Origin of the sequence: Aeromicrobium sp. 636, from assembly GCF_024433585.1 — a bacterium.
Classification (GTDB): Bacteria; Actinomycetota; Actinomycetes; order Propionibacteriales; family Nocardioidaceae; genus Aeromicrobium; species Aeromicrobium senzhongii.
The window spans coordinates 245,150-259,921 of record NZ_WNJU01000003.1 but is presented as its reverse complement, the minus strand read 5'-3'; the positions used below and the strand labels follow the sequence as shown (position 1 = coordinate 259,921).

Below are 14,772 nucleotides of genomic sequence, written 5' to 3'. Positions count from 1 at the left end.
GTGTTAGCGTGCCCGCCGATCCGAGCCCCGCGACCCCCCGTCCGGCGACCTCGTTGGTACGGCGTGCACGCAAGATCGACCGGGTGCTCGCCGAGACCTATCCCGACGCCCACTGCGAGCTCGATTTCGACAATCCGTTCCAGCTCCTGGTGGCCACGGTGCTCTCCGCGCAGACCACCGACCGGCGCGTCAACGCGATCACCCCGGCGCTCTTCGCCGCCTATCCCGATGCCGCTGCACTCGCCGGGGCCGACCGCACGGCGGTCGAGGAGATCATCCGCCCCACGGGGTTCTTCCGCGCCAAGACCGAGAGCATCATGGGACTGTCCTCGGCCCTGGTCGAACGGTTCGACGGCGAGGTGCCGGCCCGCCTGTCCGACCTCGTCTCCCTGCCGGGCGTGGGTCGCAAGACCGCCAACGTCGTCCTGGGCAACGCGTTCGGCATCCCCGGGATCACCGTCGACACCCACTTCGCCCGGCTGGCCCGGCGCTTCGAGTGGGTCGACGAGGCGACCGCGAAGGATCCGGTCAAGACCGAGCACGCCGTGGCGGCGCTCTTCCCCAAGCGCGACTGGACGATGCTGTGCCAGCGCGTGATCTGGCACGGCCGCCGCCGCTGCCATGCCCGTACGCCAGCCTGCGGCGCGTGCCCCGTCGCCCACTGGTGCCCCTCGTACGGCATCGGCCCCACCGACCCGGAGATCGCCGAGGCGCTGGTCACCACCCAGGGACCCGCATGACCCAGACTCCCCCCACGTCGCTGCCGGACTGGCTGCGACCGCTCGCCGACCTGCTCGGCTCCGTCGAGGCCGAGCAGCTCGCTCCCCGGTTCCCCCACCCGCCGGCCGACGCCCGGCCCGCCGCGGTCCTGATGCTCTTCTCCGAGGGCGAGCGAGGCCGCGAGCTGCTGCTGACCGAGCGCGCGGCCACGCTGCGCAACCACGCCGGCCAGATCTCGTTCCCCGGCGGCAAGCAGGACGACACCGACCGCGACCCCGTGCACACCGCGCTGCGCGAGGCCGAGGAGGAGGTCGGACTGGACCCGAGCGAGGTCGTCGTCTTCGGCACGCTGCCCACACTGTGGCTGCCGCCGAGCAACCACGCGGTCACGCCCGTCCTGGGCTACTGGACGAACCCGCACCCGCTGACCGCCCACAGCCCCGACGAGGTCGAGCAGGTCCTGCCGACCTCGCTGGACCTGCTGCTGGACCCGGAGCGCCGGTTCAGCGTCGTCCACCCCTCCGGGTGGACCGGACCCGCCTTCGACATCGGCGCGGAGACCCCGTTGTGGGGCTTCACCGCCGGCATCATCTCCCGACTCTTCGAGCGCCTGGGGTGGGAACGCCCGTGGGACGCCACCCGAACCCGACCACTGCCGGAGTGACATGAACTGGCTCGATCTCGTCCTGATCACGACGTTCGTGGTCTACGCCTACGCCGGCTGGGTCCACGGGTTCGTCTCGAACGTCTTCTCCGGCGGTGGTCTGCTGCTCGGCTTCCTGCTCGGCATCGCCCTGGCGCCGCGGTTCTTCACCCAGGGGTCCGGTGACGCCCTGTCGGCGGTCATGTCGATCGTGTTCGTGTTCGTCGTCGCCGCCGTGGGCAACTTCACCGGCAGCATGATCGGCCGCTCGCTGCGCATCCGCCGAGGCCCGGGGCGCGCGATCGACGCCGTGCTCGGAGCCGCCTTCGGCACCAGTGTCGTGATGGCCGCGTCCTGGGCGCTGGGCTACGCGGTGAGCGCGTCGACGCTGCCGTACGTCAGCGCGGCGGTTCGCGACTCGACGGTCCTGCAGCGCGTCGACCAGCTCATGCCGCAGCGCGCCGGCGAGGCCCTCCAGGCCTTCACCGACACGCTCACCGGCGACGTCTTCCCCCGGTACCTCGACCCGTTCGAGACCGAGATCATCCCCGCCACCGAGCCGCCGGACGACAAGACGCTGGCGCTGAAGTCGGTCCGTGCCGCCCGGGCCAGCGTGGTGCGCGTGCTCGGTGAGGCGGAGTGCAACCGCACCATCGAGGGCTCGGGCTTCGTCATCGCCCGTGACCGGATCATGACCAACGCGCACGTCCTGGCCGGGGTGGACGAGCCCACCGTCACGGTGGGCAACCGCCGGTACGACGCACGGCCGGTGTGGTTCGATCCCGATCTCGACCTCGCCGTCGTCGACGTCCCCGGACTGGACGCGAAGCCCCTCCGCTTCGAGACCGGCGCCCAGCAGGGTGACCCCGCCGCCGTCCTCGGATTCCCCGAGAACGGTCCGTTCGACGCGCGCTCCGCGCGAATCCGTGGCCGACTGGACCTGAAGGGTCCCGACATCTACGGGAACGGCCGCGTGTCGCGTGACGTCTTCTCCATCCGCTCGCTCGTCCGGTCGGGCAACTCCGGCGGGCCACTGATCTCGACGAAGGGCGAGGTGATCGGAGTGATCTTCGCGGCGTCCATCTCCGACCCGGAGACCGGTTACGCGGTGACCGCGGCCGAGACGATCCCGATCGCGCGGGCCGCGGCGCGGGCCGAGGCCACGGTGTCGACGGGCCAGTGCGCCTGATGCGCACCGTCGCGACCGCCCTGCTGTGGTGCGTGGCCACGGCGGCCACCTTCGTCGGCATCGGCGCGGGCTGGACGGCCACGCACATCCAGAGCGAGAGCGGCTTCGTCGACCTGGTCTCGCAGGTCGGCGACGACCGGCAGGTCCAGCGGGCGGCCGCCGACACTGCCGGCGAGGCGTTCGCGGACCGGACCGGGTTGACCGGCGTCCTGCACGACCGGATCGCGGACGTCGTCCGCGACGGGGTGCTGCGCCTGACGGACTCCCCGGACTGGGACAAGGCGTGGGCCGAGGTGGCACGCGACACGCACCAGCGGCTCTACGCCGAGCCGACCCCGAAGAACGTCCGGGCCGACGTCTCCCCCTTGGTGGAGGTCGCCCTCGGCGAGGTCTCGGCGAAGCTGCCCGTCGACCTGCCGCCGCCCGGTGAGCTACTGGTCACCATGAGCGAGAAGGACCCGGCCGACTTCGTGGCTGCGACGTCGCGCGCCAGGGCGACGACGACCGTCGCGGTCGGGACCGCGGTGATCGCCGCCCTGCTGGCGCTCGTGGTGTCGCGGCGACGGGGCACCACACTGGCCGCCCTGGGCCTCGGTGCCGTGCTGGCGGCCGCCGCGTGGTGGGTCCTGGGCCGGCTCGCCCTGCCCCGCCTCGTCGACGAGCAGGCCGCCGCCACCACCGAGGCGGGTCGCCATCTGCGCGACGAGCTGACCGACCACGTCGTCGCGTCGCTGGACGTGACGTTGATCTGGGTGGCGCTGGGTGGCGCCGCTCTGGTCGTGGTGGGACTGGTCAGCCGCGCGCGGCGGTCTTGACGCGGTTCCCCGCCGCGTGGTTGCCGGGCTTGAGCGCCGACGGCAGCTGACGCGCCGTGCCGATGGACTTCTCGGGCACCCGGATCTTCTTGAACCGCGACCACGCCACGAGCAGGAGGACCACAGCCACGAGCAGGTAGAACACCGTGACGATGAGGAACGCCCACGCCGCGTGGAGACCGGTCATCGTCAGGAAGTAGGCGATGGTGACGGAGCCGAGGATCAGCACGAGCAGCAGCAGGAATGCGGCGGCCGCGACGAGCGCTGCGCCGATGCCGCCGGCCTTCACGCTGACGCGCAGCTCGGACTTCACCAAGGCGATCTCGTGCTGGACGATCGACGACAGGTCGCGGGTCACATCTGCGACGAGTCGTCCGATCGTGGGGTCGTCCGTGGGCTTCGTCATGGTGTGAGCGTACCCAAATCCCGCCGGGGCAGCCCTTCGTGGCCACCCCGGCGGGCGCGGGGGTCCCGCTGGGGTCATTCCTGGTCGGCCGCGGGCTTCTTCAGTCCGGCGGTGATCAGCTCCATGACGGACGAGTCCGCCAGGGTGGTCGCGTCGCCGACCTCGCGGTTCTCGGCGACGTCACGCAGCAGCCGCCGCATGATCTTGCCCGAGCGCGTCTTGGGCAGCTCGGGGACGACGATGATCTGGCGCGGCTTGGCGATCGGCCCGATCTCCTTGGCGACGTGGTCGCGCAGCGCGGCGATGTGCTCATCGGTGGACTCCGCTGCGGACTCGCGCAGGATGACGAAGGCCACGACGGCCTGTCCCGTCGTGTCGTCGGTGGCGCCCACGACCGCGGCCTCGGCGACGGTGGGGTGCGAGACGAGCGCCGACTCGATCTCGGTGGTCGACAGGCGGTGGCCCGAGATGTTCATGACGTCGTCGACGCGGCCCAGCAACCAGATGGCGCCGTCCTGGTCCTTCTTGGCGCCGTCACCGGCGAAGTACATGTTCGGGAAGCGCGCCCAGTAGGTGTCCTTGAAGCGCTGGTCGTCGCCCCAGATCGTGCGGAGCATGGCCGGCCACGGCTCGGTGAGCACGAGGTAGCCGCCCTCGCCGTTGCCGACGGGGTTGCCCGCGTCGTCGACGACCTCGGCGCTGATGCCCGGCAGCGGGCCCATCGCCGAGCCCGGCTTGGCGGCGGTGACGCCCGGCAGCGGGCTGAGCATGTGCGCACCGGTCTCGGTCTGCCACCACGTGTCCACGACGGGCGTGCGGTCGCCGCCGATGTTCGTGCGGTACCAGACGTACGCCTCGGGGTTGATGGACTCACCGACCGAGCCGAGGATGCGCAGCGTCGAGAGGTCGTACTGCGCGGGGATGTCGTCGCCCCACTTCATGAAGGTGCGGATCGCGGTGGGGGCGGTGTAGAAGAGCGTCACGCCCTTCTCCTGGATGATCTCCCACCAGCGGCCCTTGTGCGGGGTGTCGGGCGTGCCCTCGTAGAGGACCTGCGTCGCCGCGTTCGCCGTCGGCCCGTAGGCGATGTAGGAGTGTCCGGTGACCCAGCCGACGTCGGCGGTGCACCAGAAGACGTCGGTGTCCCGCTTGTGGTCGAACACCGCGTCGAAGGTGTACGCGCACTGGGTCAGGTAACCGCCGCTGGTGTGCAGGATGCCCTTCGGCTTGCCGGTCGTGCCGGAGGTGTACATGACGTACAGCGGGTGCTCGGCGTCGAAGGCCTGCGGCTCGTGCTCGGTCGAGGACTCGTCGACCACCTCGTGCCACCAGACGTCGATGTTCTCGTCGAAGGCGACGTCCTCACCGGTGCGGCGCACGACCAGCACGTTCTCGACCGGGCTGGCGTCGCCGAGCTTCGCGATCGCCTCGTCCACCGCCGGCTTGAGCGCCGACGGGGCGCCGCGACGGTAGCCGCCGTCGGCGGTGACGACCAGCTTCGCCTCGCAGTCCTCGACCCGGCTGGCCAGGGCGTCGGAGCTGAAGCCGCCGAACACGACGGTGTGCGGGGCGCCGAGGCGGGCGCACGCCAGCATCGCGACGACGGCCTCGGGGATCATCGGCAGGTAGATCGCCACGCGGTCGCCGGCCTCGATGCCGAGCTCCTCCATCGCGTTGGCGGCCTTGCAGACCTCGTCCTTGAGCTGGGCGTAGGTGATGTCGCGCGTGTCGCCGGGCTCGCCGACGAAGTGGATCGCGACCTTGTCGCCCAGTCCGTTCTCGACGTGCCGGTCGACGCAGTTGTACGCGACGTTGAGCTTGCCGCCGACGAACCACTTCGCGAACGGCGGGTTCGACCAGTCCAGGACGTCGGTGAACGGAGTGTCCCAGGTCAGCCGGCCGGCCTGCTCACCCCAGAAGCCGAGGCGGTCCGCCGCGGCGCGGTCGTAGGCGTCGGCCTTGACGTTGGCGTTCGCGGCCAGTTCCGCCGGCGGCTCGAAGATGCGGTCCTCGGTGGCGAGGTTGTCGATGCCGGTCTGAGTCACGGGTGGGCCTCCTGGGCGGGATGCGGTGTGTCGCGGGTCACCATTGTGGACGACTCCACCGTGCCCCATCCCCACCGGTGTGCGCCAGCACACACCGCTGAGCGGCTCCTGCGCTGCGGTGAACGGTGCCGGCTCAGTCCAGCCAGCGACGGAGCTCGGCCGCGAGGCCGTCCTCCTCGACGGCGCCCGTGACGTCGTCGGCGGCCGCCTTGAGCTCGTCGGGGGCCTGACCCATGGCGACGCCACGGCCGGCCCACTGGAGCATCTCGAGGTCGTTGTTCCCGTCGCCGACGGCGAGCACGTCGGCGGCGGTCAGCCCCATGCGGTGGCACACGACGTCCAGCCCGGAGGCCTTCGAGACGCCCTCTGGCGCCAGGTCGAGCCACGCCGTGTAGCCGATGTAGTAGTTCGTGCCCTCGAGGCCGAGGTCCTCCACGAGCGAGGAGAACTTGTCGCGGTCGTGGTCGGGGGCGCGCACGACGACGCGGGTCACCGGCTGGGACACCATGCGCTCGACCTCGTCGAGGATGATGTCGCCGCTGATCTCTCCGTGCGGGAAGGCGCGGTTCACGCGGTACCCCACGCCGACCTCCTCGACCGCCACGAGCGCCTCGGGCACGCGCTCCAGGACGCGGCGCACGGCCTCACGGGCGTCGAAGGTCGTGGTGTGGACGACCTCGAACGGGTCGACCTCGAACACCACCGAGCCGTTGCTGGCCACGCCGAGACCCTCGCGGAAGCCCAGCTTGTCGAGCACGTCGTAGACGCCCGGCACCGCACGGCCGGTGGCGATGACCACGGGGATCCCCTGCTCGCGCAGGGCCAGGATCGCGTCCTTGACCGCAGGGCTCAACTGGTTGTCATGGTCGACGATGGTGCCGTCGACGTCGAGTGCGACGAGCCGGGGACGCCACGCCATGGCTCAGCGGTCCCCGACCGGGCGCAGGACCTCGCCCAGGTACGGGTGCAGCGCCGCCGGCAGGCGGACCGAGCCGTCGGCCTGCTGGCCGTTCTCGAGCAGGGCGACGATCGTGCGGGTCATGGCGCACAGCGTGCCGTTCAGCGTCGCCACGTGCGACGTGCCGTCCTCGCCGGTCGCGCGCGTGCGGGTGTCCAGCCGGCGGGCCTGGAACTCGGTGCAGTTCGAGGCCGACGAGAGCTCGCGGTACTTCGCCTGGGTCGGGATCCACGCCTCGCAGTCGAACTTGCGGACGGCCGACAGCCCGAGGTCGCCCGCCGCCACGTCGATGACCCGGAAGGGCAGCTCGAGCTTCTCCAGCCACGCCTTCTCCCAGCCCAGCAGCCGCTCGTGCTCGGCGGCCGCCTCCTCGAGCGTGGTGTAGACGAACATCTCGACCTTGTCGAACCAGTGCACGCGGAAGATGCCCCGCGTGTCCTTGCCGTACGAGCCGGCCTCGCGCCGGAAGCACGGGCTGAAGGCGGCGTAGCGACGCGGCAGCGACTCGGTGGGGAGGATCTCGCCACCGTGATAGGCCGCGAGCGGCACCTCGGAGGTGCCCACGAGGTACAGGTCGTCCTTCTCCAGGTGGTAGACGTCGTCGGCCGCCTGGCCCAGGAACCCGGTGCCCTCCATCGCCTGCGGCTTGACCAGCGCGGGCGGGATCATCGGCGTGAAGCCCCAGTCGGCGGCGGTCTTCATCGCCAGCTGCACGAGCGCCAGCTCCAGCTGCGCGCCGACGCCGGTCAGGTAGTAGAACCGCGAGCCGCTGACCTTGGCGCCGCGCTCGACGTCGATCGCACCGAGCATCTCGCCCAGCTCGAGGTGGTCGCGCGGCTCGAAGCCCTCGGCGGCGAAGTCGCGGGGCGTGCCGATCTCCTCCAGCACGACGAAGTCGTCCTCGCCGCCGGGCGGCGCGTCCACGGTGGGGTTGGGAAGCGTCTTCAACAGGTCCTCGAACGCCCGGGCGGTCTCGGCCTGGGCGGCTTCCGCGGCCTTGACCTCGACGCTGAGCTCCTTGGTGCGGGCCAGCAGAGCCTGCTTCTCCTCACCTTGGGCCTTCGGGATCTGCTTGCCGAGCTGCTTCTGCTCGGAGCGGACCGCCTCGAAGGCCACGATGGCGGCGCGACGGGCCTCGTCGGCCGCGATCAGGTCGTCGACGAGCTGGGACGACTCGCCGCGACGCTCCTGGGCGGCTCGCAGCAGGTCGGCTTCGTCACGCAACAGTCGGGGATCGATCACCCCGCCAGCCTAGCGAGGCGCGACCGGCCGAGCTGTCGCGGCGCGGTTACGCTTGGCGGGCGCCACACCGACGAGAGGACTGCCGTGACGATCGACCTGCGCCGTGCCGACGGTGACCGGCCGTTCATCCCCACCCTCCTGATGGCGGTCGAGGCGGTCCTGTTCGTCCTCCTGACGGTGCTCGTCACCACCACGTGGCGGCCCCTGATCGACCTCGACCAGAACGTGGCCGAGTGGGCGTACGACGTCACGGACGGACGCCCGTGGCTCGTGGACGTGCTGGACGTCGCCGCGACCGTGACCAGCAACTGGAGCGTCGGCGTGGCGCTGGCGATCCTGGCCGGCGTGCTGTGGTGGCGCAACGAGCGCCTGCTGGCGATCTGGGTCGTGGTCAGTGCCGTCGTGGTGCTCGGCGGCAACGCCCTGATCAAGCTGGTCGTCCGGCGTGAGCGCCCCGTCTGGGACCTGCCCCTGCACGAGATCGGCGGCCACTCGTTCCCCAGCGGTCACTCCGCCGGCGCCGGCCTCTTCTTCACGGTGCTCGCCCTGCTGACGATCGTCCTGACCGGGCGCGGTCTGCGCCGGCGACTGTTGCTCACGCTGTGGATCGTCCTCGCACTGCTGGTCGCGGCCGACCGTGTCTTCCTGGGGGTGCACTTCCTCAGCGACGTGACGGCCGGCCTGTGCTTCGGCAGTTTCGTCCCGCTGTTGCTGTGGCGGCTGACGGTCAGCGGCAGTGGCCGGGCCCCGGCCGAGACCGCCGTCCTGACCGGCTCCGGCCAGCGCCGCGCCGCCGTGGTGCTGAACCCGGTCAAGGTCGGTGACGTCGAGGACTTCAAGACCAAGGTGCGCCAGGTGGGCGCGCTGCACGGGTGGGGCGAGCCGCGGTGGTTCGAGACCACCGTCGAGGACCCGGGCCACGGGCAGACCCGTGCCGCCCTGGACGCGGGCGTCGACCTCATCATCGCCGCGGGCGGCGACGGGACGGTCCGCTCCGTGTGCGAGGAGGCCACCCGCTCCGGTGTGGCGATCGGCGTGCTGCCGCTGGGCACGGGCAACCTGCTGGCCCGCAACCTCGACATCCCCGTCAACACCCGCGATGCGCTCGACGTGGTCTTCGGCGGACAGGACCGCGCGATCGACCTGGCCAGCTTCTCGACCGACGGCGGCACCGAGACCTCGTTCCTGGTCATGGCGGGCCTGGGCATGGACGCGATGATCATGACCGGCGTCAACGAGGACCTCAAGAAGCGCGTGGGCTACCTCGCGTACTTCCTGTCGGGCCTCAAGGCGGTCACCTTCCCGCGCACCAAGGTCGCCATCACGCTCGACAACGACCCGCCGCGGCACTTCCGCGCCCGCACCGTCGTGATCGGCAACGTGGGATTCCTGCAGGCGGGCATCCCGCTGCTGCCCGAGGCCCAGATCGACGACGGGGTGCTCGACATCGTGGTCGTGGCCCCGAAGCGCTTCATCGGCTGGCTGTCGATCGTGGCCCGCGTGCTGATGCGTCGCAAGTCCAACGACGAGCGGTTGGCGCGGCTGTGCGCCCAGAAGGTGCACATCCGCGCCGAGAAGCCCGTGCCGATGCAGTTGGACGGCGACCCGGTCGGTGAGTTCCAGGAGATCACCGCCCAGGTCCACCCCGGCGTCGTGCTGGTGCGGGTTCCCGCCAGCCTGGCCCCGGCGCCGTAGCCGGCGTCAGCTTCCCGGGACGATCGCCGTGATCACGGTGCCGTCCGCGCGGCGACGCCCGGCGACCGGCTGCGGGGTCCCTTCGATGTGCGGACCCTGCCCGTCGAGCGGGACCAGCGTCGGATCGCCCGGCGAGACCTTGACCGTGCGGCCCCGCACGCTGAAGACCGGGTCGACCAACTCACCCAGCCCGTTCGGCTGCTGCTCCTCGATGAACAGCTCCAGCTCGTTCTGACGGACCGTCACCCGCACGCGGGTGCCCTGGATCGTGAGGCGGTAGATCAGCTCGTCCCACGCCTCGGGGAGCCTGGGGTCGAGCGTGAACTCGCCCTGGTGGTCGCGGAAGCCGCCGAAGCCGCAGGCCAGGACGCTCCAGATGCCGCCGGTCGAGGCGACGTGCACGCCGTCGGTCGCGTTCTTGTGCCGGTCGGCCAGGTCGACGAACAGGGCGCCGAGGAAGTAGCGGTAGGCCAGGTCGCGGTACCCGACCTCGGCGGCGATGATCGACTGCACGACCGCGGACAACGTGGAGTCGCCGGTGGTGATCGGGTCGTAGTACGCGAAGTTGGCACGCTTCTGCTCGTTGGTGAAGTGGTTGCCCTGCAGGTACAGCGCCAGGACCACGTCGGCCTGCTTGATCACCTGGAACCGGTAGATGACCAGCGGGTGGTAGTTCAGCAGCAGCGGCCGCTTCTCCAGCGGGGTGTTGTCGAGGTCCCACACCTCGCGCTCGAGGAAGTGCTGGTCCTGCGGGTGCACCCCGAGTGCCTCGTCGAACGGGATCGCCATGTTGCGCGCCGCCCGCTCCCAGTCGCCGACCTCGTGGTCCTTCAACCCCAGCCGGACGACCATGCGGTCGTAGGCCATCGAGTCGCGCTGACTGAGCAGCTTCACCGACTGGGCGGCCGCAGCCAGGTTGAACCGGGCCATGACGTTGGTGAAGAGGTTGTCGTTGACGACCGTCGTGTACTCGTCGGGGCCGGTGACGCCGTGGATGTGGAAGGTGCCGACCTCCTCGTCACGCCAGAAGCCCAGGTCCACCCACATCCGGGCCGTCTCGACGAGGATGTCGATCCCCTGACGGAACATGAAGTCCTCGTCGGAGGTGGCGAGGTAGTACTGCGCCACGGCATACGCGATGTCGGCGTCGATGTGGTACTGCGCCGTGCCGGCGGCGAAGAAGGCAGAGGCCTCCTCCCCGTTGATGGTGCGCCAGGGGAACAGGGCCCCGGACTGCGACATCTCGTGGGCTCGCTTGCGGCCGGCGTCGAGCAGGCTGTACCGGAAACGCAGGGCGTTCCGCGCGTGGTCGGGGTTCGTGTAGGTCAGGAACGGCAGGACGTAGACCTCGGTGTCCCAGAAGTAGTGGCCGCTGTAGCCCGACCCCGTGAGGCCCTTCGCCGGGATGCCCGCACCCTCGGCGCGGGCGCTGGCCTGGGCGACCTGGAACAGGTTCCACCGGATCGCCTGCTGGACCTCCACGTGGCCGGGGACCTCGACGTCGGAGCGCTTCCAGAAGTCCTCGAGCCAGGCCCGCTGGTCGTCGTACTGCTTCTGGACGCCCTCATGGAAGGCGCGGTCGAGCGTGCGGCGGCACCGGTCGACCAGCTCACGCGCCGGAACGCCGCGGGAGGTGTGATAGGCGACCAGCTTGGTCAGCCGGATCGGCACGCCGGGCTCGGCGGCGATCCGGTACGTCACCTTGGCGAGGTCGTCCTCGACCTGGACCGTCGTGTCGCTGTGGTTGTCGGTCACCAACTCGTGGTCGGCCGCGACCGCGAGCGTCATGCCGCTGTCGTAGCACCGGAACCCCAGGGCCACGCGGCCCTCGTCGGCGTCGCCCCAGCGGTACTTCGGCTCGAGCACGCGGCGGTCGAAGCCCTCGGACTTGCGGGGATCGTGTCCTTCACCCATCGCCTTGGAGCGGACGTGGTACTCGTCCTCGCCGTCCTGGCGGTTGAGGATCTGCGAGGACAGCGCGATCGGGGCGCTGGCGTCGAGCATCGTGACCTCGAACTCCAGCACGGCCAGGTGCCGCTGGGCGAACGAGACCATGCGCGTCGCGACGACCTTCACCAGCTTGTTCGACGGGGTGCGCCACAGGATCTCGCGGCGCAGGACCCCGTCGCGGAAGTCCAGGGAGCGCTCGTACTCGAGCAGGTCGGCGACGCTGAGCAGCAACGGCTCGTCGTCGACGTACAGCCGGATGACCTTGGCGTCGGGAACATTGACGATGGTCTGGCCGACACGGGCGAACCCGAACGCCTCCTCGGCATGGTGGATCGGCCATGTCTCGTGGAAGCCGTTGATGAAGGTGCCGTGGGTGTGGGAGTCACGGCCCTCGGTGACGTTGCCGCGCATGCCCAGGTAGCCGTTGGCCACCGAGAACAAGGTCTCGGCCACGCCCAGATCGGTCTGGTCGGGGTGCGTCTCGACCAGTCGCCACGGATCGACAGGCCACCGGGAGCGGTCGAGGAAGTCGGCGGACTCCGGCGCCTCGTGCCAGCTCACAGCAACTCCGCCAGGTCGGACACGACGACGTCCGCGCCGTTCTCGCGCAGGACGTCGGCCCCGGCGCCTCGATCGACGCCGACCACCAGACCGAAGTCACCGGCTGCGCCGGCCTGCACGCCCGAGACCGCGTCCTCGAGGACGACCGAGCGCTTCGAGGCGACGCCGAGTCGCTCGGCGGCGATGAGGAAGGTGTCGGGTCTGGGCTTGCCCGCGATGTGCTCGGCGGCGGCGACCTCGCCGTCGACGACCACCTCGAAGCGGTCGGCCAACCCGGCCGCCGCCAGCACGGGCCGCGCGTTGCGCGAGCTCGACACGAGGGCCGACTTCACACCGCGCTCCTCGAGCGCGTCGAGCAGGGCGATCGAGCCGGGGTACGCCTCGACACCCTCGGTGCGCAGCACCTCGGAGAAGTAGTCGTTCTTGCGGTTGCCCAAGCCGCAGACCGTCTCGACGGACGGGTCGTCGGAGGGGTCCCCGTGGGGGAGCTCGATTCCTCGGGACCCGAGGAACGAGGCGACACCCTCGTAACGCGGCTTCCCGTCGACGTAGGCGAAGTAGTCCGCCTCCGTGTAGGGGTCGACGTCCCGGCCCTGCAGGAAGTCGGTGAACATCCTGGCCCAGGCCAGTTGGTGCACGCGAGCGGTCGGAGTGATCACTCCGTCGAGATCGAACAACGCGGCGTCATAGTCGTTCCAGTCCACGTCTTCCAGCCTAGGCTGCCCACATGACAACCGCGTGAATGCGGGTGCACCCGCGTGCGTTGGGCGACGAGAACCCCACGGATTCCAGTCAGCGGATGGTGACCTGACGGCTGATCAGCTCGCGCCGTGCCGTCCGCTCGTCGCTGCTGAGCTCGTCGGTGCGGCTCTTCGCCTCGTCCAGCACGGCGGCGAAATCGGGCACCGCCGCGTCGAGCTCCGCGGCGCCGACGCCGTCGAGCTCCCACACCGGCACGAGCAGGCCGTGCGCCCGGAAGATCCCGATCAGCTCGGTGCCCTCGCCCAGCGAGTCCGTCCCGGCGGCGCGCAGGCGAGCGAAGGCGTCCAGCAGCGGTCCCTCGTCGTCGAGCATGATCCAGCGCAGGTAGGAGTGGTCGCCCATGTCCGTGACGTACGCGGAGTCGGTGGCCGTCAGCTTGGTGGTGGGCGCGATCGTGGCGTTGGCCTCCTCCAGGGCGGCCGCAGCGGCGGACGAGTCACGGTCCTGCTCGACGAGCCACCAGTCGAAGCCGTCGTGCAGCTCGACCTCGAAGTCGCTGTCGGGGTCGATGAGGTCCTGCAGGCGCGCGCCGACGCCCGGCGCCGTCATGCGGATCGGGGTGCCCGGCTCGGTCTCGCGGGCGATCTCGATGACGTGGGCCAGGTCGCGGCTGATGTCGCCGTGGTTGTGCATGACCTGCAGACCCACCCAGATCTCGCCGTCGGGACGGACGAGTCCGGCACCGGCGCCGGGCAGCAACGAGCAGATCCGGACGGTGCCGCCGTCGCGCAGGCCGACCGTCGCCGTGGCGGACGGCACGAACTCACGCAGGGCGACCCAGTCGCCCTCCGACGGCAGTCCCTCGAAGGTGCGCGCGACGAATGGCATGCGCTGCTTGGCCGGCTTGGTACGCCTCGACTTCTTGCCCATGACCGACACGCTATCCGCCCGCCGCAGCGGGCCGGTGATCAGGCCAGCGCGAGCTCGGCGCGCACGCAGGTGCCGCCGGTCAGGTCGACCGACCACTTGTCGGCGACCCGGCTGATGATCGACAGGCCACGACCGCCGAGGGAGTCCTCGTCGAACGGGCGGGGCACCATCTCGGTGCAGTGGCCGGCGTCGCGGACGCTGAGGTTGAGCAGACCGTCGTCGATGCTCCAGGAGATCTCCATCGTGCCGTCCTGGTCCGGCGTGCCGTGGGCGACGGCGTTGGCGATCATCTCGCTCAGCACGATCAGGGCGTTGTCGATGACCGGGGAGTCGATCCGGTTGATGGTCAAGAATGCGGCCAGCTTCGTGCGGGCGATGCCCGGGGTGGAAGACTCGAATGGCAGTCGCACCACATCGCGACTGTGCACCATCTGTCCCCCTTTCGATTCCCCCGGCAGGTGACCTGCAGCCTCATGCGAGGGCGCGCCTTCGCCGGCGCGCACCCGTGGCTACTAACAATTAACCATTCAACCGCCACCGTTTCAAGGCCCTCACGGAGGTCCACCGTCTCATGACCGACCACGAACTCACGCGTCTCGAGCCCACCGAGGTGCCCGATCCGGTCCCGGCCGAGTGGATCGTGCTCGACGTGCGCGAGCCGTTCGAGTGGGCCGCGGGACACCTGCCCGGGGCGCTCCACATCCCCCTCGGCGACCTGCCGTTCCGGGTCGACGAGCTCGACCCCGAGCGCCCCGTCCTGGTCGTGTGCCACCTCGGCCAGCGCTCGGCGCACGCCGCCGCGTGGCTGACCCACCGCGGTCACGAGGCGATCAACCTCGAGGGCGGGATGGACGCGTGGGAGGCGGCGGGCCGCACCGTCGTGACCTGACGGACGCCCCCGATTGCACCGCGGCTG

Annotated in this window: 14 protein-coding genes; 6 read left to right on the top strand and 8 right to left on the bottom strand. The window is 70.6% G+C overall.

Going from position 1 to position 14,772, the window contains the following annotated elements; all coding sequences use genetic code 11:
- Positions 1-8: 8 nt before the first annotated feature.
- The 4 genes from nth to GL325_RS12040 are packed head-to-tail and all read left to right on the top strand — an operon-like array spanning position 9 to position 3,367.
- A complete protein-coding gene (nth, locus tag GL325_RS12055; protein WP_255956183.1) occupies positions 9-740 on the top strand; it encodes an endonuclease III in 732 nt (243 codons plus the stop codon).
- Entirely contained in the window at positions 737-1,384 is a 648-nt protein-coding gene (locus GL325_RS12050; RefSeq protein WP_154597213.1) for a CoA pyrophosphatase, read from the top strand. Before nth ends, GL325_RS12050 begins: the two co-directional genes overlap by 4 nt.
- Position 1,385: 1 nt before the next feature.
- Complete coding sequence (locus GL325_RS12045) at positions 1,386-2,552, top strand: MarP family serine protease (protein WP_187769716.1); 1,167 nt, start codon at positions 1,386-1,388, stop codon at positions 2,550-2,552.
- Positions 2,552-3,367 (top strand): hypothetical protein, encoded by an 816-nt coding sequence (locus tag GL325_RS12040; RefSeq protein WP_187769715.1) that lies wholly within the window; start codon positions 2,552-2,554, stop codon positions 3,365-3,367. The genes GL325_RS12045 and GL325_RS12040 overlap by 1 nt, the downstream gene beginning before the upstream one ends.
- Here the strand turns inward: GL325_RS12040 and GL325_RS12035 are convergent.
- From GL325_RS12035 to serS, 4 genes are all read right to left on the bottom strand, one after another.
- The gene (locus GL325_RS12035) at positions 3,345-3,773 is read right to left on the bottom strand and encodes a phage holin family protein (protein ID WP_154597216.1); all 429 of its coding nucleotides are present in this window, start codon (positions 3,771-3,773) and stop codon (positions 3,345-3,347) included. The genes GL325_RS12040 and GL325_RS12035 overlap by 23 nt on opposite strands.
- 74 nt (positions 3,774-3,847) lie before the next feature.
- A complete protein-coding gene (acs, locus tag GL325_RS12030; protein ID WP_187411650.1) occupies positions 3,848-5,818 on the bottom strand; it encodes an acetate--CoA ligase in 1,971 nt (656 codons plus the stop codon).
- 133 nt (positions 5,819-5,951) lie between these two features.
- A complete protein-coding gene (locus tag GL325_RS12025; RefSeq protein ID WP_154597218.1) occupies positions 5,952-6,737 on the bottom strand; it encodes an HAD family hydrolase in 786 nt (261 codons plus the stop codon).
- Positions 6,738-6,740: 3 nt separating this feature from the next.
- A complete protein-coding gene (gene serS / locus GL325_RS12020) occupies positions 6,741-8,018 on the bottom strand; it encodes a serine--tRNA ligase (protein ID WP_187411649.1) in 1,278 nt (425 codons plus the stop codon).
- Positions 8,019-8,102: 84 nt separating this feature from the next.
- Between serS and GL325_RS12015 the strand changes: the two genes are divergently transcribed.
- Entirely contained in the window at positions 8,103-9,713 is a 1,611-nt protein-coding gene (locus GL325_RS12015) for a YegS/Rv2252/BmrU family lipid kinase (RefSeq protein ID WP_187769714.1), read from the top strand.
- A 6-nt stretch (positions 9,714-9,719) separates the two neighbouring features.
- On the opposite strand, the gene GL325_RS12010 is transcribed toward GL325_RS12015, so the two are convergent.
- The 4 genes from GL325_RS12010 to GL325_RS11995 form a co-directional block, all read right to left on the bottom strand.
- Complete coding sequence (locus GL325_RS12010; protein WP_187769713.1) at positions 9,720-12,224, bottom strand: glycoside hydrolase family 65 protein; 2,505 nt, start codon at positions 12,222-12,224, stop codon at positions 9,720-9,722.
- The gene (locus GL325_RS12005; RefSeq protein WP_187769712.1) at positions 12,221-12,928 is read right to left on the bottom strand and encodes a beta-phosphoglucomutase family hydrolase; all 708 of its coding nucleotides are present in this window, start codon (positions 12,926-12,928) and stop codon (positions 12,221-12,223) included. Before GL325_RS12005 ends, GL325_RS12010 begins: the two co-directional genes overlap by 4 nt.
- Positions 12,929-13,016: 88 nt before the next feature.
- Entirely contained in the window at positions 13,017-13,856 is an 840-nt protein-coding gene (locus tag GL325_RS12000) for a DUF5926 family protein (protein ID WP_187769711.1), read from the bottom strand.
- A gap of 38 nt (positions 13,857-13,894) precedes the next feature.
- Entirely contained in the window at positions 13,895-14,269 is a 375-nt protein-coding gene (locus GL325_RS11995) for an ATP-binding protein (protein WP_187411646.1), read from the bottom strand.
- A 158-nt stretch (positions 14,270-14,427) separates the two neighbouring features.
- Between GL325_RS11995 and GL325_RS11990 the strand changes: the two genes are divergently transcribed.
- Positions 14,428-14,745 carry a rhodanese-like domain-containing protein gene (locus tag GL325_RS11990; protein WP_187769710.1) on the top strand — a complete coding sequence of 106 codons (318 nt, stop codon included), beginning with the start codon at positions 14,428-14,430 and terminating at the stop codon, positions 14,743-14,745.
- The last annotated feature ends 27 nt before the right edge of the window (positions 14,746-14,772 follow it).

Excerpts from the sequence above, each read along its gene's own strand:
- GL325_RS12050 (WP_154597213.1), top strand. The coding sequence starts at position 737 with ATGACCCAGACTCCCCCCACGTCGCTGCCGGACTGGCTGCGACCGCTC.
- GL325_RS12045 (WP_187769716.1), top strand. The coding sequence starts at position 1,386 with ATGAACTGGCTCGATCTCGTCCTGATCACGACGTTCGTGGTCTACGCC.
- GL325_RS12040 (WP_187769715.1), top strand. The coding sequence starts at position 2,552 with ATGCGCACCGTCGCGACCGCCCTGCTGTGGTGCGTGGCCACGGCGGCC.
- GL325_RS12035 (WP_154597216.1), bottom strand. The coding sequence starts at position 3,773 with ATGACGAAGCCCACGGACGACCCCACGATCGGACGACTCGTCGCAGAT.
- GL325_RS12025 (WP_154597218.1), bottom strand. The coding sequence starts at position 6,737 with ATGGCGTGGCGTCCCCGGCTCGTCGCACTCGACGTCGACGGCACCATC.
- GL325_RS12000 (WP_187769711.1), bottom strand. The coding sequence starts at position 13,856 with ATGGGCAAGAAGTCGAGGCGTACCAAGCCGGCCAAGCAGCGCATGCCA.
- GL325_RS11990 (WP_187769710.1), top strand. The coding sequence starts at position 14,428 with ATGACCGACCACGAACTCACGCGTCTCGAGCCCACCGAGGTGCCCGAT.